Raw genomic sequence first — 23,938 nt, 5'->3', positions numbered from 1 at the left:
CCTCAATAGAAACGCCCCGTAACGAATTCGTTGCGGGGCGTTTTGCTTTGGTCAATATGCTCAAGGCGTGTAGAGAAAGTATCGGGAACGTAGTGCTCATCTGGCGTCCGCGCAGTCGAAGCTCACAAGCACCTCTGAACGCGGTAAATGCAGGCGAGAGAATTAAAAGTATGGCCTAAAACCTTCATTTACGCTTCATGCCGGCGGGGGCAAATTTGTACTGTGAACCCACGATACAAGCTGTGTAGTACCGCCCCTCCCACCCTTGGATGTCTGCTTTCGGCTTGTGCTGGCCCCGGCAGGTTTGCCGGCTGACGACGGGGCACTGACCAGCATCACTGCCTGGCGCGGGCTCCCCAAATTCATCGCGGGCAAGGCCAGCACCTCATCTTATTTACTTGAATTACAGTTTACTATGCTTGCCCAACCGCGTATTACGTCATCCCAGTTCCTTATGAAAAAAGTATTCGTGCTGCTGAGCTGCAGTGCCTTGTTTTACACGACTGGCTGCTCAGAAGAAAAAAAGGAAGTAGAAGCGCCTATCAAGCTGGTCGCCACCAGCCCCTTGCAGCGCGACACGACCATCACCAAAGAGTACGTCGCCCAGATTCACTCCATTCAGCGCATTGAGCTGCGGGCCCTGGAAAAAGGCTACCTGGAGAAGATTTACGTGGACGAGGGGCAGCATGTGCAGCAAGGGCAGCTCATGTTTCAGATTAAGCCCACGGTGTATCAGGCCGAGTTGCGAAAGTCGCAGGCCGAAGCCAATTACGTGGGCCTCGAATACCAGAACACCAAGAAGCTGGCCGATAAGAACATCGTGTCGGGCAGTGAGCTGGCGCTGGCGCAGGCCAAGTTCGACAAGGCCAACGCCGACGTGTCGCTGGCCCGGACGCACCTGCAATTCACGACGGTGAAGGCCCCGTTCAGCGGCATTATGGACCACTTCCAGGGCCGGCTGGGTAGCCTGATAGACGAGGGCGATTTGCTGACCACGCTATCTGACAACAGCAAAATGTGGGTGTACTACAACGTGCCGGAAGCAGAGTATCTGGCTTACAAGCAGCACGCTAAATCCAACGACAAGGCGGCGCACGTGAAGCTGCGCATGGCCAACAACGAGGAATTCGACCAGACCGGCGTGGTGCAAACCATTGAGGCTGATTTCAATAACGAAACCGGCAACATCGCCTTCCGGGCCACTTTCCCCAACCCCAACGGGCTGCTGCGCAACGGCGAAACCGGCAGCGTGCTGATGACCGTGCCGCTGCAACACGCCCTGATTATCCCGCAGAAAGCCACGTTCGAGATTCTGGAGAAGAAGTACGTCTTCGTGGTTGATAAGCGCAACGTGGTGCACCAGCGGGAAATCAACATCGCCTCCGAAATGCCCGATTTATACGTCATCAAATCCGGCATTTCGGCCACCGACCGGATTCTGCTGGAAGGCCTGCGCAAGGTGAAGGACGGCGATAAAGTAAGCTATGATTACAAGGCCCCGCAGGCAGTTATCTCGCATTTAAAGGTGTACAGCGAGTAACGATAGCACGTCATGCTGAGCTTGTCGAAGCATCTCTACCGCTTCGCTTGGCTCCCCTCTCTTTTGGAGAGGGGCCGGGGGTGAGGTTTGCCCGCGAGCACGGCAACGAAGCGGTAGAGATGCCTCGGCTGCGCTCAGCATGACGGCCTTTGCCCCGCACGACGCCTTTTCCTAATATCAAACCAGCCAGAATATGTTTAGTAAATTCATTCGTAGGCCAGTATTTGCCATTGTTATTTCGGTTGTCATTCTGCTGATGGGCGGGCTGGCCATTATGAAATTGCCCACGTCGCAGTTTCCGGAGATTTCGCCGCCGCTCGTGATGGTGAGCGCGGCCTACCCCGGTGCCAGCGCCAAGGTGCTCACCGAGTCGGTACTGATTCCGCTGGAGCAGGCCGTGAACGGCGTGCCGGGCATGAAATACATGACCTCTGATGCCGTGAGCGCCGGCGAGGCCAACATCCAGATTGTGTTCAACCTGGGCACCGACCCCGACCAGGCCGTGGTGAACGTGAACACCCGCATCGCGCAGGTGCTCAACCGCCTCCCGATACTGGTGCAGCGCGAGGGCGTGATTGTGAACCGCGTGGTACCTAACATGCTGATGTACGTGAACTTGTACTCGAAAGACAAGAATACGGACATGAAGTACCTGTTCAATTACGCCGGCGTGAACATGATACCCGAGCTGCAGCGCCTGGGCGGCATTGGCCGGGCCAGCATTCTGGGCAGCCGGCAGTACGCTATGCGCATCTGGCTGAAGCCCGACCGGATGCGCGCCTACAACATCTCGGTTGATGACGTGATGAAGGCGCTCGATGAGCAGAGCGTGATTGGCTCGCCGGGCCGCATCGGCCGCTCCGACGGCGGACAGGCGCAGTCGCTGGAATATGTGCTCAGCTACAAGGGCCGTTTCAACGAAATAGATGAGTATAAGAACGTCATTCTCAAGGCCAACCCCAACGGGGAAAGCCTGCACCTGAAAGACGTGGCCAATGTGGAGCTGGGCTCGGAATTCTACGACATCTATTCCAACCTGAACCAGTACCCCTCGGCGGCCATCGTGCTCAAACAGACCTACGGTTCGAATGCCTCGGACGTAATTAAAGAGGTGAAAGCCAAGCTGGATGAGCTGAAGAAGACCTTCCCGCCGGGCATGGACTACAAAATCACCTACGACGTGTCGAACTTCCTCGACGCCTCGATTGAGAACGTGATTCACACCCTGCGCGACGCCTTTATTCTGGTGGCCCTGGTGGTGTTCCTGTTCCTCGGCGACTGGCGCTCGACGCTGATTCCGGCGCTGGCCGTGCCGGTGTCGCTGGTGGGCTCGTTCATGGCGATGCAGGCTTTCGGCCTCACCATCAATATGATTACGCTGTTTGCGCTGGTGCTCTCGATTGGTATCGTGGTCGATAACGCCATTGTGGTGATTGAGGCCGTGCACGCCAAGATGGAAAAAGACCATCTATCACCTTATAATGCAGTCAGGCAAGTAGTTGGAGAAATCAGCGGGGCCATCATCGGCATCACTATCATGATGACGGCCGTGTTCATCCCGGTATCGTTCATGAGCGGCCCGGTGGGCATTTTCTACCGGCAGTTCTCGATTACCATGGCCACGGCCATTGTGATTTCGGGCATCGTGGCTCTGACTCTGACGCCGGTGCTTTGCGCCATGATTCTCAAGAACCACCACGGCCAGCCCAAGAAGCAAACGCCCATGCAGCGCTTTTTCGACTGGTTCAACCGGGGCTTTGAGCGGCTGACCAATGCCTATACCGGCCTGTTGTCGCGCATTGTGGCCAACCGGCTCATCACCTTCGGGATGCTGCTGGCCTTTGGCCTCGGCATCTGGGCCATCACGGCCAAGCTGCCGGCCGGCTTCATTCCGAGCGAAGACCAGGGCCTGATTTACGCCATCGTGCAGACGCCGCCCGGCACCACCCTGGAGCAGACCAACGCCGTGTCGCAGCGCCTGGCCAGCCTGGCAAAGGACATTCCCGGCGTGGCCAACATCTCCTCGCTGGCTGGCTACGAGGTACTTACCGAAGGACGCGGCTCGAACGCCGGCACCCTGCTGCTCGACCTCAAGCCGTGGTCGGAGCGCAAGGAATCCATTGCCGAAATCATCGAAAACCTGGAGCGCAAGGCGAAGCAGATTCCCGGCGCGACCATCGAATTCTTCGAGCCGCCGGCCGTGCCGGGCTACGGCGCGGCGGGTGGTTTCCAGCTGCAATTACTCGATAAAACCAACTCGGGCGACTATAAAGCGCTGGAAAAAGTGAACGAGGAGTTCATGGGCGAGCTGAAAAAACGCAAAGAATTGGCGGGCCTGTTCACCTTCTTCTCAGCCGATTATCCGCAGTACGAGCTCAAGATTGACAACGAGCTGGCCATGCAGAAGGGCGTGAGCATCGGCAACGCCATGAACACGCTGTCTATCATGGTGGGCTCGACTTACGAGCTGGGCTTCATCAAATATCAGCGCTTTTTCAAGGTGTATGTGCAGGCTTCGCCGGAGTACCGGAAGCTGCCGGAGGACATCCTGAACATGTGGGCCAAGAACGACAAGGGCGAAATGGTGCCGTTCTCGGCCTTCATGAAAATCGTGAAGTCGCAGGGCGCCAACGAAATCAACCGCTACAACATGTACACCACTGCCTCCATCCGGGGCGGGGCCGCCGCCGGCTACAGCTCGGGCGAGGCCCTGAAAGCGGTGCAGGAAGTGGCCAAGGGCCTGCCCCACGGTTACGACATCGACTGGGGCGGGCTGTCGAAAGACGAAGTGGGTCGGGGCAACGAATCGACGGTGATTTTCCTGGTCGTGCTGGTGTTCGTGTACCTGGTGCTGGCCGCGCAGTACGAGAGCTTCCTGCTGCCGCTGGCCGTTATTTTCTCGCTGGTAGCGGGCGTGTTCGGGTCGTTCCTGTTCATCAAGCTCACGGGCCTGGCCAACGACATCTACGCCCAGGTGGGCCTCGTGATGCTGGTAGGTCTGCTGGGTAAAAACGCGGTACTGATTGTGGAGTTCGCGGCCCTGAAACACGAGGAAGGCATGTCCGTGCGCGACGCGGCCATCGAAGGTGCCAAAGTGCGATTCCGCCCGATTCTGATGACGTCGTTCGCCTTTATCGCCGGCCTGATTCCGCTGGTGGTGGCTACCGGCGCGGGGGCCATCGGCAACCGGACTATTGGTAGCTCGGCGCTCGGCGGCATGCTGTTCGGCACCGTTTTCGGGGTAATCATCATCCCCGGCCTGTACTACTTCTTCGGCACCCTGGCCGGCGATAACAAACTGATTCGCGACGAAAACGAGTCGCCTATCCTCGAAGGCGTGGAGCCTCGCGTGAAACTGGAAGAACTGGAGCCTTACGCCTAGTGGACCCCGGATAGCTGGCGCGCGTCTGTGACGCGTGCCTACTGGGTTCGAGCCTGTGGCTCGGGAGAGAACAACCCGCCGCCTACGGCCACCAACAATCCCGATATCCGAGCCACAGGCTCGATGCCAGCCGGCAGCGCGTCGCAGACGCGCGCCAGCAACGCGTGAAACCTGAAGAAATCAAGCTCATTATGCTTAAGAAACGATTATATCAATGTCTCGGCGCGGCCAGCCTGGCCCTCGCCTTGGGTGCCTGCAAAACGCCCGAGTTGGTGGTGAAGAACGAAAGCCGCAATGCACCGGCCAGCTATTCTACCGCCGCCGCCGCTGCCCTCGACAGCACCAACACCGGCCGACTCCAGTGGAAGCAGTTTTTTACCGACCCCAACCTGCAAGGCCTCATTGAAACCGCCCTGCAAAACAATCAGGAACTGAATATAACGCTCCAGGAAATCGAGATTGCCCGCAACGAAATCCGCGCCCGCCAGGGCGAATACCTGCCCTTCGTGCGCCTCGGTGCCCGGGCCGACGTGGAGAAAGTGGGCAAATACACGCTGCAAGGCGCGACCGAGGAGAATATTGACATCAAGGAAGGCCGCCGCACGCCCGACCCGCTCACCAACTTTCAGCTGGGCGCGTTTGCCACCTGGGAGGTCGATATCTGGCACAAGCTGCGCAATGCCAAAAAGGCGGCAGCCATCCGCTACCTGGCCACCGTGGAAGGCAAAAACTTCATGGTGACCAACCTGATTGCCGAGATTGCCAACTCGTACTACGAGCTGCTGGCCTACGATAATCAGCTGACCATCGTGAAGCAGAACATTGGCATTCAGAGCAATGCGCTGGAGCTGGTGAAATTCCAGAAGGAATCGGCCCGCACCACCGAGCTGGCCGTGAAACGCTTCGAGGCCCAGGTACAGCACACCCGCGCCCTGCAGTTCAAGCTTCAGCAAAGCATCGTCGAAACCGAGAACCGGCTGAACTACCTGGCCGGCCGCTACCCGCAGCCGGTGGCCCGCAACGCGCAGGCGTTCAACGACCGGTTGCCGGCAACCATTCAGGCCGGTTCGCCCGCGCAGCTGCTGGCCAACCGCCCCGATATCCGCCAGGCCGAGCAGCAGCTGGCCGCCGCCAAAATTGACGTGCAGGTAGCCCGGGCTAACTTTTATCCCTCGCTGGGCCTCACGGGTGGCGTCGGGCTGGCGGCATTCACGCCCGGCCTGCTGGTATCCTCGCCCCAGTCGTTGCTCTATGCGCTGGGCGCTGACCTGGCCGGCCCGCTGTTCAACCGCAACGGCATCAAGGCATTCTACTACAACGCCAACGCCCTGCAAACCCAGGCCGCGTACCGCTACGAAAAGAGCGTGCTGAATGCCTACGTGGAGGTATCGAACCAAGTATCAAGCATCAGCAACCTGGCCCAGAGCTACGACGCGAAAGCCAGGGAAGTAGCAGCCCTCAACCAATCGGTGGAAATTTCCAACAGCCTCTTCCGCTACGCCCGCGCCGACTACACGGAAGTTCTCTTCACCCAGCGCGAAGCCCTGGAATCGAAATTCGACCTCATCGAAACCCGCATGCAGCAGCTCAACGCCTCGGTGAATGTGTACCGGGCCCTAGGCGGCGGCTGGAAGTAATCAGGCCCCGCGAAGTAGCTGAAGCAACTATTGCCGCATAGAGAAACGCCCCGCAACGAATTCGTTGCGGGGAGTTTTGGGTTGAAGAAGAACAAGCGCAAAAAACCATTTTCAATTAATCAATCGATATCCCATTAATAAAAAGGGATTTTCCATTAATATTAAAAAGGATAAATGAATAGCCCCAGAACAGGAAAACATACGGCATATCTGATTCATCAGGATAATTGAATATCTCTGTTGTATTCGTAAGATATTGCTGAATGAACAATTCGACTTTTTTCTCTTCTATCAACAAAAGTTCTTCTTTTTCACCAGTTAACTTCAATCCTGCTGCATCGTCTCCACGATATGCAAAGCCGTAGCTAATTGATTCCCACAAATGTAGTTCATTGGTTAATTTGGGATATACCTTACAGAATCTGTCATCAGTATACTTTACACTTAATTTTCTGCATACTTCATCTATTGTTTCACAATTGTCAAGAACTTGTACTTCAAAATGCACTTCGTAATTGTAACCGTACATTTTTCGTTCTAATGCTTTCAAAACCTTCTTTACTTCTTCAACTGTCATCGTTTCTAAGTACTGTAATGTAAGTTGAAGGTAATTTAATTTCGGAATTTACATCAATCCTCAATCGCCTCAATCCCAAGTTTCTTCAGTCGCTCAAGGTGCTCCTTCATGGCGTTGAGCTGTTCGGGGGAGTTTCCCTGCCAATCGGTGACTTCCCCGGTTACCCGGAGCGGACTTTTGGAACGGCAGGACTTGGTGGGATTGCCAGATAGCTCCTCATGCTGGTCCGTTCCCGTGGTCGCCTGATTGTTGGGGAGGCGATTTACCCAACTGTAGCTGAACATCTCGTCTGACAGCTCAGAAAATGCTACCGCTGGAGGCCGACCCAAAACCACCCCCATTGGCACTGGGTTATCATAACCCCGCCCCGCCTCCGGGCGTATTTCCGTCAGCCAACGCCTGACCTATGACTGAACTGCAACGCCTGCTCCTCGCCTACGACCGGCACCGCGCCATGGCCCGGCCCTGCGCCCTGGCCACGGTGGTCGAAGTACTGGGCTCGGCCTACCGCCGCCCCGGTGCCCGCATGCTCGTGACGGAAGACGGCGAGCTGACCGGGGCCATTAGTGGGGGATGCCTGGAGGGTGATGCCCGCCAACGGGCGCGCCAGGCCATTTTTCGGGGCCAGCCCGCGCTGGTGACTTACGACACCCGCGACGAGGACGACCCGCGCCACGGCCTCGGTCCCGGCTGCCAGGGCGTGGTACGCATCCTGCTGGAGCCGCTGGATTTTGCCGCGCCGGACAACCCTATTGAGCTGCTGCGCGGCTTCGCCCGGCACCCCGAGCCGGCCGTGCTCGCCACCGTGTTCGAAACCGATGCCTCGGGGCTGAAAGCGGCCGTGGGGCAGCGGGTGCTGCTTTCGGCCACCGGCGCGTTGCGCGGCACTCCCCTGCTGGCCGGCCCGCTGGCCGAAGCCGCTCGCGCCACCCTGGCGCAGGGCCTCTCGCAGGTGCTCGATATTGAAACCGATGCCGGCCCGGTGCGGGCGCTGCTGGAGGTGCTGGTGCCGCCGTTGCGCCTGGTAGTATATGGGGCCGGCAACGATGCTCAGCCGTTGGTGCACCTGGCCGCCTCGCTGGGCTGGCATATTACGGTGATGGATGGCCGGCCCAATCTGGCCACGGCGGCGCGCTTCCCGGAAGCGGCGGCAGTACGTATTATGCCGGTGCGCGAACTGGAAATGCAGGTACCGGATGCGGGCGCGTACCACGTGCTGCTCAGCCACAACTACGCCTATGACCTCGCCGCGCTGCAAACGCTGCTGCCCACGGCCGCGCCCTACATCGGCCTGCTCGGCCCCCGCGCCAAAGCCGGGCGGCTGCTCGAGGAGCTGGAATTAACGGAAAGCGAAACGGCCGACGTGCTGCAAAACCGCCTATACAGCCCAATTGGACTGGATTTGGGCAGCGAAACGCCGGAGGAAATTGCGCTGGCCATCGTGGCCGAAATTCAGGCCCGCCGGCACCAGCGCAACGGCCGGCCGCTGCGGGAGCGGGCCGGCACGGTACACGCCCCGGCGCTGGCTATGCCGGTTGCGGGGCTATAAATCCTCGGCTCGACCAACAAAAAAAGCGGCCCGCGTCGGATGACGCGGGCCGCTTTTTTGCACCAAAGGGTAGGCGCCCTATTTCACGTTTACCAGCAGGCCCAGGTAAATCAGGCGGCCGATTTGCGGGCCTCCGATAATCTGAATATTGCCTTCGTTGAAAATGTTCGAGCCACCAACTTGCAGCGTGGAGGCCAGCTTGGGGATGGTGTAGCCCACGTAGGCATCGGTGGTGCGGTAGGTCTGGATATCGCCGGCGGCGAAGGGCATTTCCTGCTGGTGGCCCTGAATCCAGCGGTAGTTCACCGAGTAGGTCAGGTTTTTCAGCACGATGCCGTTGGCGCCCAGGTTGTATTTGTGCTTGGGCGTGTTGAAGTAGGTGCGGAAGCCGATGGGCAGGTTGCTGCGGTCGAGCACGTTGAGCGAGTAGTTGCCGGTCAGGTTCAGCCCTTTGTTCAGGTAATAGGTCAGGGCGAAGGTGGCACCCTGGGTACGCACCACCTGGCTGTTGTTCTGCGACACGAAGATGATGCGGGCTTCGGGCGTGCTAAATCCAGCGGGCGTGGTAGCCGCGGTTTGTACCTGAGCTTCGGTGGGCCGGCTGCCGTTCACGTTGCCCACAAAGGCAGTACCGCCGATAAAGTCGTTGTAGCGGCTGTTGAAGTAGCTGGCATCCACGTACACGTTGGGCAGAATCGCACCTTTGTAGCCCACCTCAATCGTATTTACGCGCTCCAGACGGAGCTTATCGATGCTGATTTCGAAGTCCTTGAGCTTCATCGAGGGGTCGAAGGGGTTGTAGGTGCGGCCCTGCGCATCGGTGAAGCCGTAGCCCTGGAAACCATTGCCAATGTTGCCGAGGAGGATGAACGAATTCACGTCGGAGCGCAGGTACTGGTCGGTTTGCGAAGGGCTGCGGAAGGCCTGCCCGTAGCTGGCGCGGAAGTTATGCTCGTTGCGGGCTCCCAGCGAGTACACGGCGGCCACGCGGGGCGAGAATGCGGGGTTGAAGTTCTTGAAAAAGTCGACCCGGCCAGCGGCGGCCAGCTTCAGGTGGCCGTCGAGCAGCGCGTGCGTAATCTGCGAATACGCCCCATACTCGTAGTTCGGGATGCGGTTACCGTCCAAATCAGCAAAGAGCACGCCGCCCGAGCCCAGCAGGTAGCGCCGGTAGGCCGCGCCCACGATAAGGCCCGTTTTGGGGCTGCCCAGCTCGAAGTTGCGCTGGGCACTCACGTCGCTCAGGCGCGAATTGAAATTCTGGCCGGCACCGGTGGTGGGGCTGTTGTCATTAGCAATGCGGTCGCGCAACGAATTATATACGCCGCTTCCGGCCTGTGGCAGCGTGGCATTGGCTGCGGCTTGCGCCGTAGCCAGGGCCATATCCACCGGCTGCCTACCCACCTGCCGGGCGAAGGTATAGGCCCCGTTGTAGGTGCCGAAATATTGCTGGTAGTAGGTCGGCGACTGCGGGTTGGCCGGGTTCACCTTCGATTGCAGCAGCTTGGTGCTCAACTGGGTCAGCTCGTAGGTGCTGCCCGTAAAGTCCTCCGTCGTGTAGGCCCGGATAAAGCCTTTCGAGCTTTTCAGCTCCAGCCGGTACTGGTCGGTGCCCAGGTCCTTAATGCGGAAGCGGCTCAGGTTCTGGTAAGTCGACGTGCCCACCCCGCGCTTGGCTTCAAACGTCAGTTTCAGGTCGTCGTTGATGAGGTAGGACAGCGCCCCCTGCACGCGATAGGAGCGGGTGATGGTGTCGCCGGCCACCAGCTCGCGCTCGGTGTAGCCGGGCATGTAGGCCCGCTTGCCGTAAAGCTCCGGGTTGACGCCGGGGAAGGGCGCAAACGTCAAATCCAGCTCGCCGTAGCGGTTCACGGCATCGTACCCCAACGGCGACCCGGCCGGATTGGTCGAAGAAGTCTGGGCATTGAAGTTGCTGGCAATCCAGTCGTTGGCCCGGAAGTAGCTGGCATTCACCTTAAAGGCCAGCTTTTCGGTAATCTTGTGGGCGTAGCGCAGCTGGCCATCGAGCAGGCTGCGCTGGCCGCCGCGCAGGCGCACGCTCAGGCCCTCGTACACAAACGGGTCTTTCGAGTTGAAGAGCACCACGCCGCTCAGCGCGTTCGAGCCGTAGAGCGCCGAGGCCGGACCGTGCACGATTTCAATGCTTTCCATGTCGAGCTCCGGAATGCCCACCATGTTGCCCGGGCTCAGGTTGAGCGACGGCAGCGCCGTATCCATGTAATCGACCAGCTGAATCACGCGCTCCGACTTGGCCGTGTTGAAGCCCCGCGTGCTGATGCTGGTGAACAGCATCGACGCCGAATTCACGTCGATACCGGCCAGGTTGCCCAGGCCCGCCAGCACTTCCGGCGTGCTGATGCGCTCGACCTGCTTAGCCGAAACCTTGTCAATCGTGACCGGGGCGCGCATGATATCCTCCTCCACCCGCGAGGCCGAAACTACGGTTTCATTCAGCATATTGGCACTGGGCACCAACGATACACTGAGCTGGTCTTCGGGCTTTTGCAGCACCACCGACTGAGTTTCGTAGCCCACATAGGACACAACGAGCTCTACCGGGCCATTGGCAAACGAGCCGTTCAGGTCGAAACGCCCATCCTGGTTGGTACTCGTGCCGATGTAGGTGCCTTTGATAAAGACCGTGGCCCCCGGCAGCGGGTCGCCGGCATTTGTAGATACGGCGCCACCGATGTGGGAGCCCGTGGGGTCGGGGGCCGTGTGGGCCCCCTTATGTTTGGCAACCGGTTTAGCAGCTGAGTGTCGGGGCGGGGCGGCCCCAACAGGAGCGGCAGCAAGCTGCGCAACGGGCAGAACCGCCGCCACCACCAAAGCAGAATAGATATTACGCATTCGTAAAATTATTTGTCAATATTAGAAAAGTTAAAATTACGGGTCACCGACTGAGCAATAGGAAATATTCGCCAGAACGCTGAAAACGCCCGATGAAACTGCGAAAAAACTTGCCAAGTGTTATGCAATTATTAACACCACCCATGCTTGACCCAGCATGCCATAGCTTATCTCGTAAATATTTAACCCGATAATCCATCAGAAAAAGACCTCCCTCAACACCCTTAATCAGGCAGCACTGCTATTCTAAGCTGTGATGCCATTATTATCCATCAAGCACGGTATAATTCTTTCGCAATCGTTTGCAGAAAACAATAAAGTTTAATTTTACTATTCTTGCTGCCGCCCAAATAATATTGGTACCACAACCAGTGTTTTGGCTGCGGGGGTAAAAACACTAATGAGCGCAAACGCCACTACCAAAGCGAAGCGCAGCCATGAAAGGCCATCAAAAAAAGTCCTCCGTCGACGCTTCGACAGAGGACTTTTTTTGCTGAATTCAACCCCTTGCTTAGGCCTCGGCTGGTGCTTTCGTTTCGCCGGCATACACGCGGGCCTTGCCGGGCAGGGTTTTGTGGCGCTCCTTGCCGAGAGCGGCGCTGGGCTCGGGCACCCAATGGTGGCGGCCGCCGGCCTTTTCGTCGTTGAATTCGGTGGGTGCGGTGCCGGCTTCGGTGCGCTCCTTCCAGGTGAGGTGCTGGGTGCCGTCGTCGGTACGGTCCATGGTGATGCACTCCTCGACGGGGCACACCAGCGAGCAGAGGTTGCAGCCCACGCAGTTTTCCTCGATGATTTCGGGCACGCGGGTGCCGGCATTCAGCCGAATGGCCTGGTGCGCCCCGTCTTCGCAGGCCGTGTAGCACAGCTGGCAGCCAATGCACTTTTCGGCGTGAATGTTGGCCGTCACCTTGTACTTCATGTTCAGGTCCTGCCAGTGCAGCACGTTGGGCAGGGCCTTGCCCACCATGTCGTAAATGGTGTTGAAGCCCTTCTCGACCATGTACTGCTCCAGGCCCGAAGTCATTTCCCGGATAATGCCGAAACCGTAGTGCATGGCCGCCGTGCACACCTGCACGCTGCTCGCGCCCAGCAGAATATGCTCCACCGCGTCGCGCCAGGTTTCGATGCCCCCGATACCCGAGATGGGCAGCTGAATATCGGGGTGCTGGGCGCAGTTTTTCACCATGTTCAGGGCAATGGGCTTCACGGCCGGGCCGCAGTAGCCGCCGTTGGTGCCCTTGCCATCCACGATGGGGTACGGCGCGAACTGGTCCAAATCAACCCCTACGATGCTCTGAATGGTATTAATGAGCGAAATGGCATCCGCGCCCCCGCGCCGGGCGGCCAGGGCGGGTTCAGTAATGTCGGAAATGTTGGGCGTGAGCTTCACGATGACGGGCTTGGTGGCCACTTCCATCACCCACTCCACAATCATCTGGAGCACCTTGGGCTCCTGCCCCACCGCCGAGCCCATGCCGCGCTCGCACATGCCGTGCGGGCAGCCAAAGTTCAGCTCGAAGCCGTCGGCCCCCGCGTCCTGGCTCTGGCGCACGATGTCGTGCCACTCCTGGCGCGTTTGCACCATCAGCGAGGCAATGACGGCGTGGTTGGGAAAGCGCTTTTTCACTTCCTCAATCTCGCGCAGGTTGTCGGCCAGCGGGCGGTCCGAAATCAGCTCGATGTTATTAAAGCCCACCAGGCGCTTGTCGCGGTAGTTCACGCCGCCGTAGCGGCTCGATACGTTCACGACGGGCACGCCCAGCGTTTTCCACACCGCCCCGCCCCAGCCGGCATCGAACGCCTTCATAATCTGGTAGCCGGAATTGGTGGGCGGGGCCGAAGCCAGCCAAAAAGGATTCGGCGATTTAATGCCGGCGAAATTGATGGAGAGGTCGGGCATATCAGTAGCGCGGACTTTGTAGTCCGCGTTTGGCTGTCAAAATGAAGTAAAAAGGCTCAACTCGCGGACTACAAAGTCCGCGCTACTTGCTCAAATAAGCGTGAATGCCCCGCGCCGTGAGCTTGCCCTCGGCGGCGGCGTTCACCACTTCGGCCCCGCCGTTCCAGGCGTCGCCCGAGGCAAAATATTGCGGGTTGGTGGTTTGTCCGGTGTGGGCATTGGCCACGATGCGACCCTTGCCGTCTATTTCCAGGCCCGGAATCAGGCGCAGAAACTCGGTTTGCTTAGTCTGGCCCGTGGCTTTAATCACCATGTCGCAGGGCTCGATGAATTCGGAGCCGGCAATTTCATGCACTTTGCCATCGGTGGTCGCCGTACGAATAAATTTTACGCCGGAAACATAGCCGTTGCCCATAATTTCGAGTGGAGCTACGTTGAATAAGCCCTTCACTCCTACGCTTTTGGCCAGGTCATACTCGAAATCATACGCGCCCATTTCCTCTTTGGCCCGGCGGTAAGCGAGAATCACATTATCTGCGCCCAGCCGCGAAGATTCCGAAGCGGCATCCATCGCAGTGTTGCCGCCACCCAGTACAATTACCTTGCGGCCCACCGCCACCTCGTGGTGGTACTGGCGCAATTCTGAAATAAATTCAACCGCGCCCGTGCAATTGATTTTATCCTCGCCCGGCAGGCCCAGCTCGTTGGTTTTACCCAGGCCAATACCGAGAAAAATAGCGTCGTATTTATTTTCCAGTCCGGCCAGTTCTTCGCGCGAATTAATGGGCGAATTGTAGTGGACCGCGTAACCGAATTGCGCCTGCAAATAGGCCATTTCGGCCAGCGTTTCTTCGTTAGTGATTTTGTACGGAGCCACCCCATACACCGTGAGCCCCGAAGGCTGCGCTTTAGCCTCAAAAACATCGACCGAATAACCCAGCAGCCGCAGCTCGCAGGCGGCCGAAATACCGGCTGGCCCGGCCCCAATCACGGCCACATTTTTCCCGTTATCCACCCCCGGCCCAAACAGCTTTTGGCCGCTTTTTATCACCTTGGTGGTAGCGTAGCTCTGCAGCCGGCCAATCTCAATTGGCTTCACGTCCTGCAGGTTATACACGCACGCGCCCTCACACAACACTTCGGTGGGGCATACTTTGCCGCAGGCATTCCCGAAGTAGTTCGCCTCGTAGATAGTACGCGCCGAGCCGGTTTCATTACCCGAATTTATCTGGCGAATAAACTGCGGGATATCAATCCCCGAAGGGCACGCCTTAATGCACGGCGCATCGAAGCAAAACAGGCAGCGGGAGCTTTCAAAAAGCGCCTCGGTGCGGTTCATTGCCGGTTTCAATTGCGCGAAATTTTCCGCGAATTGCTGCTCGGTGGTGGGTGTAGAAAATTCGGCCATGAATGGGCGGGGTAATTCGGAGTTTTTTTTAAGAAACAAAGCCTGTCATGCCGAGCGCAGCCGAGGCATCTCGCTCGCATCGTTCAATGATTGAATTACTATCATACGCGAGATGCCTCGGCTGCGCTCGGCATGACGGGCTATTATCAAGCGCCTACAGTTCCACCAGCTTCTCGTAGGTTTCGGGGCGGCGGTCGCGGAAGAACTGCCAGGTGTTGCGCACTTCTTCAATCATGTCGAGGTCAAATTCGGCAATCAGCAGTTCGTCCTTGTATTCGTCGGCCTGCGCGATAATCTGGCCGCGCGGGTCCACGAAATACGAGGTGCCGTAGAAACGGCCCAGGTTCCAGGGTTTCTCCTCGCCGACGCGGTTGATGCAGCCCATAAAGTAGCCGTTGGCGGCCGCGTGGGCGGGCTGCTCCAGCTTCCAGAGGTATTGGGAGAGGCCGGCCACGGTAGCCGAGGGATTGTACACGATTTCGGCCCCGTTCAGGCCCAGCACGCGGGCCCCGTCGGGGAAGTGGCGGTCGTAGCAGATATAGACGCCAATTTTGGCGTATTTGGTCTGGAACACGGGATAGCCCAGGTTACCGGGCTTAAAGAAGAATTTCTCCCAGAAGCCGGTGGTGTGGGGAATGTGGTTTTTGCGGTATTTACCGAGGTAGGTGCCGTCGGCGTCAATCACGGCGGCAGTGTTGTAGAGGAAGCCGGCGGCTTCGCGCTCGTACACGGGCACAATCATCACCATGTTGTATTTTTTGGCATACTCGGCCATGCGCTCGGTGGTCGGGCCGGGCACGGCTTCGGCCGAGGCGTACCAGGCTTTGTCCTGGCCGGGACAGAAATAGGGTGTGTTGAAAATCTCCTGCAAACAGAGGATTTGCACGCCCTGGCGGCCGGCCTCCTCAATCAGCGGAATGTGCTTGGCTTCCATCGCCTGCATAATTTCCTGAATGGTGCCTTCACCTTCGGTCATCGGCAGACTCATCTGGATGAGGCCGGATTTAATTATTCTGGGCATCGTTTTTTGATAAGTGAGAGTTGCAATTCGCGCAAGGTCTCGCGAGGTTTTAAATTAAGTTTCGCGAAGTCTTTTGGACATGTCTTCGCGAAACTTAATTTAAAACTTCGCGAGACCTTGCGCGCTAAAAAATGGTTTTGCCGCGCCGGATAAACTGCCCGTAGCCCTTCGCTACTTTGGCTTCGCCGGCATCAATGGCTACTTTTCCACGCAACAAAACCGTGTCAATCTTGCCGGTTACTTCCCAGCCTTCGTAGGCCGAATAGTCGCAATTCATGTGGTGCGTATCAGCTGAAATAACATGCTTTTTAGCGGGGTCGAAAATTACCAAATCCGCATCGGCCCCGATGCTGATGGTGCCTTTGCGCGGGAACATGCCAAATATTTTCGCCGCGTTGGTAGACGTTACTTCCACGAATTTCTGGAGCGTGATTTTCCCCTTATTTACCCCTTCGGAAAACAGCAATTCCATGCGGTGCTCGATGGCGGGGTGGCCGTTCGGAATTTTTGAGAAATCGTCCTTGCCCATCAGCTTTTGCTCCCACATAAAGGGGCAATGGTCGGTGCCCACCACGTTCACGAGGCCCTGATTGAGGCCCGCCCAGAGCGTGGCCTGGTCTTTTTTCTCGCGCAGCGGCGGCGACATCACCACCTTCGCGCCATTGACTTCGTCTTCGTACAACCGCGCATCCAGCACCAGATACTGGATGCAGGTTTCGACCAGCACGCGCTGGTTGCGCTCGGTGGCGCGGCGCACCTGGTTGAGCGCGCCCTCGCAGGTGAGGTGCACGATATAGGCATTCACCCCCGTGTAATTGGCAATATCGGCGAAACGGCCCGAGGCTTCGGCCTCAGTCACTTCGGGCTGCGAGAGGTAGTGGTAGAGCGGCGTGAGCTTGCCCTGCGCCCGGTGCTGGGCGATAAGCGTATCAATCATGTCGCCGTTGGTGGCGTGGGCCGTCACGAGGCCGCCGTGCTTTTTCACCTCCTGCATGAGGCCCACCATCTGCGCGTCGTCAATCATGAGCGCGCCCTTGTAGGCCATGAAGGTTTTGAAGGAGGTGATGCCCTCGGCAATCATATCCTTGATTTCTTCTTTAGTACTGGGGTTGAAATCCGTCACCGCCATGTGGAAGCTGTAGTCGCCCACGGCATTACCGGTGGCGCGACCTTGCCATTCCTCCAAGGCCGAACGTAGCGAATTACCCTGCTTTTGCAGGATGAAATCGATGACGGTGGTGGTGCCGCCGTGCAGCGCGGCGCGGGTGCCGGTTTCGTAGGTATCGGAGCTGAACGTGCCCATAAAAGGCATTTCCAAATGCACGTGCGGGTCGATGCCGCCGGGCATGATGAGCTTGCCGGTGCAGTCAATTACCTCCGCGCCCTCGGCCGCCAGGTTGCGGCCGATGGACACGATGGTTTCGCCTTCAATCAGAATATCACAGACGGCGTCCGAATCGGCGGTAACGACGCGGCCGTTTTTGAGGAGGATGGACATGGGAAAAAGTTTTTTCAGAACGTCATGCCGGGCGCAGCCGAGGCATGACGTTCTGGGTCAGTTAACATACTTATCCGCGATTTCCAGCGCCTCGGAAATGATGGCCAGGCCCTCGTCGATTTCCTCTTTCGTAATGGTGAGCGGAGGGCAGATGAAAATGTAGCTCCAGCGCACGAAGGTGTACATGCCCAGCTCGCGAATTTTGGAGGCTACCTGGTTCATCACGGCCATTTGGTCGTTGGTGGCGTTCCAGGGGGCCATCGGCTCTTTGGTGTCGCGGTTTTTCACCAGCTCCAGGCAGCCGAAGAGGCCGGTGTTGCGCCAGTCGCCGATGCTGGGGTGGTGGCGCATGAGCTGAGCGACCTGCTCGTCCATGTACTGGCCCATATTCACGGTGTTTTCGAGCAGATTGTCGCTCTCGTAAATATCGAGCACGGCCACGGCGGCGGCGCACGAAACCGGGTGGGCCGAGTACGTGAGGCCCAGCGGCAGGGGCTTGTCGTCGAAGGATTTGGCGATTTTCTCGTCCACCATTACCGCGCCCAGGGGCAGGTAGCCGGCGGTGATGCCCTTGGCCATGCACATCACGTCGACTTTCACGCCGTGGTGGTCCGAACCGAACCACTTGCCGGTGCGGCCAAAACCCGACATCACCTCATCAGCGATGAGCAGGATGCCGTGCTTGTCGCAGATTTCGCGCACCCGTTTCCAGTAGCCGGGCGGGTACTTGATGCAACCCGACGTGCCCGACTCCCCTTCCATAATAATGGCGGCCACGCTGCCGGGGTTTTCGTAGCCAATGATGCGCTCCATGGCATCGGCGGCGCGCTGGGCGCACTGCTCGGGCGAGTCGGAATACCAGGGGCAGCGGTAGGAATACGGGTTTTCGACGTGCACCACGCCCGGCATGGCCTGGCTGTCGACGGCAAACTTGCGGGGGTCGCCGCCGGCGCTCATGGCCCCATAAGAGGCCCCGTGAAACGAGAGATACAGCGTCACAATCTTGTGGCGGCCGGTGTACACCCGCGCCAGCTTGATGGCGTTTTCGATGGCCTCGGCCCCGCCCAGCGTGAAAAACGCTTTGGTGAGATTGGGGGCGGTGATTTCGGCCAGTCGCCGGCCCAGGTCGCCGCGGGCCTTGGTAATCATGCCGGGGTACACGTAGCTGAGCTCGCGCATCTGGGCGGCCACGGCTTCGGTCACGCGCTGGTCGCCGTGGCCGATGTTCACGTTCATCAGCTGCGAGCTGAAGTCAATGTATTGCTTACCGTCGCGGTCGTACACGTACACGCCCTCGGCGCGCTCGGCGTTGATGGGGTTCAGGCCCGTTTGCTTCGACCACGAGAAGAGGGTGTGGTCGAGGTTGTCGTGCAGGATTTGGGTTGGGTCGGGGGCGAGGATGGTTTCCATGAATGTGCTGATTTTTGAGCTGCTGGCCGCAGTTTAGCGCGAAGCGCGTAACTGCTGGCTGATAGGTAAAGCGAGTTTGTAACTCGCTGCCGCAGAGCGGCAATTTTTGGTTCAAAAATGCAATGTGTGCAGATTACGCTGCTGGCTCATGCGTCGTGAGTCACAGACTCACTGTTACTATCGGCCAGCAGTTACGCGCTTCGCGCTAAACTGCGGCCAGCATTTAGCTCATCCAGTTCACCCGCGACTCCGGATTCCACTTGGTCGTGGTCTTCTTCAGCTGCGTCCAGAACTCAATTGAGCTCTTCCCGGTAATATCACAGGCCCCGAATTTCGAGTCACCCCAGCCGCCGAAAGAAAAGGGCTCGCGGGGCACGGGCACGCCGATGTTCACGCCAATCATGCCGGCGTTGGCGTGGTCCATCACGTAGCGGGCGCTGCTGCCGCTGCTGGTGAAGACGGCGGCGGCGTTGCCGTAGGGGTTGGCGTTTTCGATGGCCAGGGCCTCGTCCAGCGTGTTGGTGCGCATGATGGCGAGCACGGGGCCGAAGACTTCTTCCTGGGCGATGCGCATATCGGGCGTCACGTAATCAATTACCGTTGCGCCCACGTAGTAGCCGTCTTCGTGGCCGGGCACTACGGCGTTGCGGCCGTCGAGCAGGACTTTGGCCCCGGCGGCTTCGGCTTCGGTGATGTGCTGTTCGATGCGCTCCCTGGCCTCTTTGCTGATGACGGAACCGAGGTTCTGGCCGGCCACAATCTTGCGGGCTTCTTCCACGATTTTGGCCACGATGCCGTCAATGGCCCCTACTCCGACCATGGTGGAGCCGGCCATGCAGCGCTGGCCCGCGCAGCCCGACATGCTGGCGGCCACGTTCGAGGCCGTCATTTCGGGGTGGGCGTCGGGCAGCACCATCAGGTGGTTTTTGGCCCCGCCGAGGGCTACGCAGCGCTTCAGGTTGCTGGTGGCACGGATGTAGACGACTTTGGCGATTTTGGTGGAGCCCACGAAGCTCACGGCCTTGATATCGGGGTGGTCGCAGATGGCTTCCACGATTTCGCGGTCGCCGTTCACGATGTTGAGTACGCCGTCGGGCAGACCGGCTTCTTGCAGCAGCTCGGCAATTTTTACGGCGCTCAGCGGTACTTGCTCCGAAGGCTTCAAAATCATGGTGTTGCCGAGAACCAGAGCGTTCGGGATGGTCCAGTGGGGTACCATGTTGGGGAAGTTGAACGGGGCGATGCTGGCCACTACGCCCAGCGGCTTGCGCTCGGCGCGGGCTTCCACGCCCTTGCTCACTTCCAGGAATTCGCCCTGAATAAGCTGGGGCATGGAGCAGGCAAACTCGGTCAGCTCGATGGCTTTTTCGACTTCGGCACGGGCTTCGTCGTAGGTTTTGCCGTTCTCTTCGCGCACCAGGTCGGCGAGGGCTTTCATGTCGCGCTCCAGCAGCGTTTTGTAGCGGTAAAAAATCTGGACCCGCTCCTTAATCGGCGTGGCCGACCACGAGGGGTAGGCCGCTTTGGCGGCTTGCACGGCATCGTCGAGCGCGGCGGCGTTGCTTAGGGGAAGCGTAGAAATCAACTCCCCATTGAGCGGGCTGAACACGTCCATAGTGGCCGCGGAGGCATTATCGACCGCTTGGCCGGCCACGTAGTTGCGAATGGCCGGGTACTTTAATGTTTGGACTTCCATGTTACCTTATTGTTATGCGGGGTGCAAGCTAAGGTTTTTGCGGGAATTGCCACAATTCCACAATCGATTTCGATAAAAAACATTTCAGCGTAGGGAGCGGCTGGTCAGCAATTTCCATCACTGGCCGCCCCCAAAGCGACAAGGCACTAAAAAACAACGAGAGGTTGTTTTTTAGTGCCTGAAAAGTAGCGATTTCGAATGGAGTTTACTTCACTTCCTCCCCGTCTTTGTCGATGGTGAAGCTACGGCCACCCTGCGTAACCCGGGCCTTACCGTCGGCAAAGTCGGTGGCCAGCGTGTAGCGCCCAAATGGCTTGGTGCCACGGCTGGGGTCGGTCAGGTAATCGGAGGTGATATACGTGTAGCCATCGGGCAGCTTCACGCGGGCCAGCCCGTCCGCGAAGGAGTAGGCTTCGGCAAAGATGGGCGGCGCGGTTTCCGGCTCAGTGGGGCCGCTGATGTAGTGCCAACCCCGATGGTCAAGCACGGCGGCGTGGCCCTCGGCAAAGTCGAGCGCGTTGAAATAGTAATGGTCAAACTCCTGCCCTTCCCCGTCGATAAATGTATAGGCATCGCCGACGCGGGCCCGGGCAAAACCGCCCGCGTACGGGTTCAGGGCATCGTAGGCCGGGGGCACCACTTCCGTGCCCTGCTCATTCACGAAGCCATAGGCCCCATCCTTGGCCACCACGGCCTGGCCCGCCACAAATGGACTGGCGGCCGCGTATTGCGCGGGCACTACGGGCTTGCCGCTGGCATCGGCGTAGCCCCAGCGTCCATTTTCCTGAAACGGCACCAAGCTCTCGTTTCCGGTGTAGCTGAAGAGTAAAACCACCAGTCCTATTACCCCGGCCCCAGCGGCCAGGAGGACCGGCCTCGGCAGCGACAAGGCCCGCTGCCCCAGCTGCCCAAGCAGCGGCGGCCACTCAAAACGGCTTGTAAAGGAGGCAGCAACGGGAGCCGTAGCTGAGGCTTCCGATGGTGCGGCAGACGCTGCTGGCGGCGCAGAAACGGCTGCTGCAGCCTGGGGTGCGGCCTGGGGTGCGGCCTGGGGTGCGGCCTGGGGTGCGGCCTGGGGTGCGGCCTGGGGTGCAGGGCCTGCCCCCGCCGGCGCACCAACTGCCACCGAACGCGCGCTTAGCTGGTCGATGAGTTGGTTGAGCTGCTGAATTTTGCTATCCAGCTCTTGGTTCCGGGCCGCTGATTCGGCCTTGGAGGCCTGCATTTCGGCTTCAATAGCCGCTTTGGCGCGGGTTTCGGCCGATAGGCGCGATACCAGAGCCGTGGCTTCCGAAGCCACGGGCGGGGCCTGGGCCAGCTCGGCGCGAAGCTGCTGTATGCTGCGCTCGCGCTCGGCTTCGCGGGCTTCCATGGCGTGCAGCTGCTGGCTGAGGTCGGCCTGCATTTGCTGGCGCAGCTGTTCGAGCTGCTGTTTTTCCTCGTTGCGGGCGGCTACGTCGGTGGCGGCATATCCGTAGGGCGGGTCGTCGTCGGGCACGTCGGCAGCGCCCAGCCAGCCCCACAGGGCCCGCACCTGCTTGCCCAGCAAGCCGCTGGAACTGGCCGTAGCCGTAGTTGGGTCGGCTACTGTTGGCGGGGTAGGTTCAGCAGCTGGTTGGGCGGCGAAGGCAGCCCACTCGGCAGCCCATTCGGCCAGGTCTTCGGCGGTCAGGTCGATTTCGGGTGAGGCCAGCTGGCGCAGGCGGCGGGGCAGCTCGGCAGAGTCGCTCAACAGCCGGAAGCCGGCCGCGGCACTGCTCAGCGCGGGCTCCACATCGGGCGCAAACCCCACGGGCGCACCAAATAGCACCAGCCCGCTTATCAGGTGCAGGTTGGCCTGCTCGGAGCTGAAACGGCGACTGAGCCAGCTTTGCAGCGCCGTTTTTTGCTGCGCTACCTGCTCGTAGGGATTATCAAAATCCTGGGGGCCGGGCAGCGGCAGCCCATCGAGCAGCCAGCTGCCATAGCCCAGAGCCGGAATACTCAGGCGGCCCCCGCGCGGCACCAGCACCAGCAGCGTGATGCTGTGCGGGCGCACCACCACGGCATCAATGGGCGCGGTGTCATCGGCCAGCACCAGGTTGCCCAGCAGCAGTGCATCAGTGTCGGCATCGGCCCGCAAGGCGGCCTCCACGGCCGCGAACTGGGAAGCCTGGCCCCCATCGGCAAAAGGTGAGGCGGTAAAACTGTAAACCATATTTTCTTAAAACTCAATCAGGCCAAGCCTTGCGGCGGCCAATAGCTTGTGCGCGAAACAAGATACCTGCGCTAGAGCGGTTTCCAGGTTGGTGAATAGTAGCGCGAACTAAAAGTTCGCGCTACTGCCATCTATCTGTACAATAACGTGGAAACTGCGCTAATCATCACCTTTCCAGCCACCGTGGCCCTTGCCTTTGCCGTGGTGCTTTTTGTATTTTTTGCGCTTGAAAAACCTGTTGTCGTCATCGTCGTCAGCATTTCCAAACATGGCCTGCAACAGCGTGCGCGACGACCGGGAATCTCCACCCAAGACAGGCGCTACGGAGCGTGGGCTGGCCGGGGCGGCCAGCGCCAGGCGGCCATTGGCGGCGGCCTGCACGGCTACTGGCCGGCCGCGCAGGTCGCAGCCCTGGCCTTCGCGCAGCTCGGTGCGCTGGCCGGTGGGGCTCACCACGAAGCCGTCTTTGGTAACGGTGACGCCGGTGGGCAAGTGGGCATCGCGGGTCATGGGGCGGCCCAGGCCGTTGCGCAGCACCTGCATCTGGCCGTTGTGGCGCTGAAACCCGTCGTTGTTGGACGCTTGCTGGGCCAGGGCCGGGTGGCCAAAGCTCCCCAGCAAGCTCGAAGCCATAATGGCCCAGAAAATGCGCATTCGCATGGTAAAAACAGACATAAAGAAAAAAGCGGCACCGGGGGTTGCTCCCCGGTGCCGCTCCTCATACGTCAAATACAACGCCAGGCTGCCAACCCCGGCTATTTTTTTTACCCGCCGGGTCGTTAGTCAGTCCGGCACGACTATGGGGCTACTTCTTCACTTCCGTGCCATCGGCGTTGAAGAGCACATCACGCTTCTTGCCGCCCTGCCCTACTTCGGCCTCGTAGGTAGTGCTGCCGGTTGCGGCCGTCACAATTTTGGCCGCTTCAATGATTTTATACGCCTTATAATTGGTGGCCAGCGCTTTCTGGACCTGGGCGGGAAGCTGGCTAACCTTCATCTCCGTCTCGGTTTCCTTGAGGACGCCAGCGGCGGTAATTACGGCCGACATCTCGGTTTTGCCCAAGGTGAATCCGGCTTCAAAATCAGCGTCTTCTTTTTCCCATTGCACGGTTTTCACGGTGGGAAAAGTTTGGTTGAAGGTGGCGACGGCCGCAGCCGGCACCTGGGCCACTTTTACTTTCTGCGCGTGGGCCGCGCCAGCCAGCAGCAGGGCCGCTACGAGGGTCAGGAATGTCGTTTTCATTTAGTTAAC

General features: G+C 59.1%; 16 protein-coding genes. 4 read left to right on the top strand and 12 right to left on the bottom strand.

Annotated features, from left to right (window positions below; translation table 11 throughout):
• Nucleotides 1–454 precede the first annotated feature (454 nt).
• From ABD819_RS05290 to ABD819_RS05280, 3 genes are all read left to right on the top strand, one after another.
• On the top strand, nt 455–1,540 hold the full coding sequence (locus tag ABD819_RS05290; protein WP_345121764.1) for an efflux RND transporter periplasmic adaptor subunit: 1,086 nt from the start codon (nt 455–457) through the stop codon (nt 1,538–1,540).
• A 193-nt stretch (nt 1,541–1,733) separates the two neighbouring features.
• Nucleotides 1,734–4,922, top strand: coding sequence for an efflux RND transporter permease subunit (locus tag ABD819_RS05285; RefSeq protein WP_345121762.1), 3,189 nt, complete (start codon nt 1,734–1,736; stop codon nt 4,920–4,922).
• 191 nt (nt 4,923–5,113) lie between these two features.
• Nucleotides 5,114–6,559, top strand: coding sequence for a TolC family protein (locus ABD819_RS05280; RefSeq protein WP_345121793.1), 1,446 nt, complete (start codon nt 5,114–5,116; stop codon nt 6,557–6,559).
• Nucleotides 6,560–6,674: 115 nt separating this feature from the next.
• Here ABD819_RS05280 and ABD819_RS05275 read toward each other — a convergent pair whose 3' ends face one another.
• Nucleotides 6,675–7,136 (bottom strand): hypothetical protein, encoded by a 462-nt coding sequence (locus ABD819_RS05275; protein WP_345121760.1) that lies wholly within the window; start codon nt 7,134–7,136, stop codon nt 6,675–6,677.
• A gap of 53 nt (nt 7,137–7,189) precedes the next feature.
• A complete protein-coding gene (locus ABD819_RS05270; protein ID WP_345121791.1) occupies nt 7,190–7,420 on the bottom strand; it encodes an NAD(+)--rifampin ADP-ribosyltransferase in 231 nt (76 codons plus the stop codon).
• Nucleotides 7,421–7,542: 122 nt separating this feature from the next.
• Here ABD819_RS05270 and ABD819_RS05265 point away from each other — a divergent pair, with 122 nt between their 5' ends.
• A complete protein-coding gene (locus ABD819_RS05265) occupies nt 7,543–8,685 on the top strand; it encodes an XdhC family protein (RefSeq protein WP_345121757.1) in 1,143 nt (380 codons plus the stop codon).
• Between the two features lie 78 nt (nt 8,686–8,763).
• On the opposite strand, the gene ABD819_RS05260 is transcribed toward ABD819_RS05265, so the two are convergent.
• The 10 genes from ABD819_RS05260 to ABD819_RS05215 form a co-directional block, all read right to left on the bottom strand.
• Nucleotides 8,764–11,556 (bottom strand): TonB-dependent receptor, encoded by a 2,793-nt coding sequence (locus ABD819_RS05260; RefSeq protein WP_345121755.1) that lies wholly within the window; start codon nt 11,554–11,556, stop codon nt 8,764–8,766.
• A gap of 511 nt (nt 11,557–12,067) precedes the next feature.
• Nucleotides 12,068–13,456: an NAD-dependent dihydropyrimidine dehydrogenase subunit PreA gene (preA, locus tag ABD819_RS05255; protein WP_345121753.1), complete on the bottom strand. Its 1,389-nt coding sequence runs from the start codon at nt 13,454–13,456 to the stop codon at nt 12,068–12,070.
• Nucleotides 13,457–13,538: 82 nt separating this feature from the next.
• Nucleotides 13,539–14,864, bottom strand: coding sequence for an FAD-dependent oxidoreductase (locus ABD819_RS05250; protein WP_345121751.1), 1,326 nt, complete (start codon nt 14,862–14,864; stop codon nt 13,539–13,541).
• Between the two features lie 154 nt (nt 14,865–15,018).
• The gene (locus tag ABD819_RS05245) at nt 15,019–15,885 is read right to left on the bottom strand and encodes a nitrilase-related carbon-nitrogen hydrolase (protein WP_345121749.1); all 867 of its coding nucleotides are present in this window, start codon (nt 15,883–15,885) and stop codon (nt 15,019–15,021) included.
• Between the two features lie 124 nt (nt 15,886–16,009).
• On the bottom strand, nt 16,010–17,383 hold the full coding sequence (gene hydA, locus ABD819_RS05240) for a dihydropyrimidinase (protein ID WP_345121746.1): 1,374 nt from the start codon (nt 17,381–17,383) through the stop codon (nt 16,010–16,012).
• 57 nt (nt 17,384–17,440) lie between these two features.
• The gene (locus ABD819_RS05235; RefSeq protein ID WP_345121744.1) at nt 17,441–18,793 is read right to left on the bottom strand and encodes an aminotransferase class III-fold pyridoxal phosphate-dependent enzyme; all 1,353 of its coding nucleotides are present in this window, start codon (nt 18,791–18,793) and stop codon (nt 17,441–17,443) included.
• 223 nt (nt 18,794–19,016) lie between these two features.
• Nucleotides 19,017–20,489, bottom strand: a complete 1,473-nt coding sequence (locus tag ABD819_RS05230; RefSeq protein WP_345121742.1) for a CoA-acylating methylmalonate-semialdehyde dehydrogenase — start codon at nt 20,487–20,489, stop codon at nt 19,017–19,019.
• A 205-nt stretch (nt 20,490–20,694) separates the two neighbouring features.
• Nucleotides 20,695–22,686, bottom strand: coding sequence for a WG repeat-containing protein (locus ABD819_RS05225; protein ID WP_345121740.1), 1,992 nt, complete (start codon nt 22,684–22,686; stop codon nt 20,695–20,697).
• A 159-nt stretch (nt 22,687–22,845) separates the two neighbouring features.
• On the bottom strand, nt 22,846–23,340 hold the full coding sequence (locus ABD819_RS05220) for a DUF6799 domain-containing protein (RefSeq protein ID WP_345121738.1): 495 nt from the start codon (nt 23,338–23,340) through the stop codon (nt 22,846–22,848).
• Between the two features lie 151 nt (nt 23,341–23,491).
• Nucleotides 23,492–23,929, bottom strand: a complete 438-nt coding sequence (locus ABD819_RS05215) for a PepSY-like domain-containing protein (RefSeq protein ID WP_345121735.1) — start codon at nt 23,927–23,929, stop codon at nt 23,492–23,494.
• Between the last annotated feature and the right edge of the window lie 9 nt (nt 23,930–23,938).

The sequence above is a fragment of the Hymenobacter antarcticus genome (assembly GCF_039539545.1).
GTDB lineage: Bacteria > Bacteroidota > Bacteroidia > Cytophagales > Hymenobacteraceae > Hymenobacter > Hymenobacter antarcticus.
This window is presented reverse-complemented; position numbering and strand designations above follow the sequence as displayed.